A 998-nucleotide genomic window follows, 5' to 3' on the forward strand; every position below is an offset into this window, starting at 1 on the left:
TGGGCGACGCCGGAGTTCAGGGGACCGACGACGCCGACGACGTTGTCGTCGCCGACGAGGGCCGTGGCGTTGGACTGGCCGGTGGCGGGCTGGGCCCGTCCTCCTCCGTATGTCTACGTCCGTCGCCTACGTCCATCCGGGGGCCGCGTCAGCCCTTGGCGGCCTTCTTCTCCTCGGCGTCCGCGATGACCGCCTCGGCGACCTGCTGCATGGACATACGCCGGTCCATCGACGTCTTCTGGATCCACCGGAACGCGGCGGGCTCGGACAGGCCGTACTCCGTCTGCAGGACCGACTTCGCACGGTCGACGAGCTTGCGGGTCTCCAGCCGCAGAGTGAGATCCGCGATCTCCTTCTCCAGGGTCCGCATCTCGTTGAACCGCGACACCGCCATCTCGATCGCCGGCACGACGTCGCTCTTGCTGAACGGCTTCACGAGGTACGCCATGGCCCCGGCGTCCCGGGCCCGCTCGACGAGGTCGCGCTGCGAGAAGGCGGTCAGCATCAGCACCGGCGCGATGGACTCCGCGGCGATCTTCTCCGCCGCGGAGATGCCGTCGAGCTTCGGCATCTTCACATCGAGGATGACGAGATCGGGGCGGTGCTCACGGGCAAGCTCCACAGCCTGCTCACCGTCACCGGCCTCACCGACGACGGTGTAGCCCTCCTCTTCGAGCATCTCCTTGAGGTCGAGCCGAATGAGCGCCTCGTCCTCGGCAATGACGACACGGGTCGTCAGCGGAGGCACGTGCGACTTGTCGTCGTCGGGCGCGTCTACGGGCTGGGGCGACTCGGGGGCGGTCACGGGGGCTCCTTGTTACGGGCCGGGCACTGCTGCTGCTTTGCAGCCTACCTAGAGGCGGGGACCTGCGGTGACCCGGTACACTCGCGTCTGTGCCTGGCCGGGTTGGTGGAATGGCATACACGGAGGTCTCAAACACCTCTGCCTGAGAGGGCTTGCGGGTTCGAATCCCGCACCCGGCACACCCGGAAGCGGA

Annotated in this window: 1 protein-coding gene and 1 tRNA gene; one reads left to right on the forward strand and one right to left on the reverse strand. The window is 67.8% G+C overall.

Features of this window, described 5'->3' with window-relative positions:
- Nucleotides 1-148 precede the first annotated feature (148 nt).
- On the reverse strand, nt 149-805 hold the full coding sequence (locus STRTUCAR8_RS41385; protein WP_006382384.1) for an ANTAR domain-containing response regulator: 657 nt from the start codon (nt 803-805) through the stop codon (nt 149-151).
- A 96-nt stretch (nt 806-901) separates the two neighbouring features.
- Between STRTUCAR8_RS41385 and STRTUCAR8_RS41390 the strand changes: the two genes are divergently transcribed.
- Nucleotides 902-984: transfer RNA gene (locus tag STRTUCAR8_RS41390), tRNA-Leu, on the forward strand.
- The last annotated feature ends 14 nt before the right edge of the window (nt 985-998 follow it).

Source organism: Streptomyces turgidiscabies Car8 (assembly GCF_000331005.1).
In the GTDB taxonomy this organism is placed as follows: Bacteria; Actinomycetota; Actinomycetes; order Streptomycetales; family Streptomycetaceae; genus Streptomyces; species Streptomyces turgidiscabies.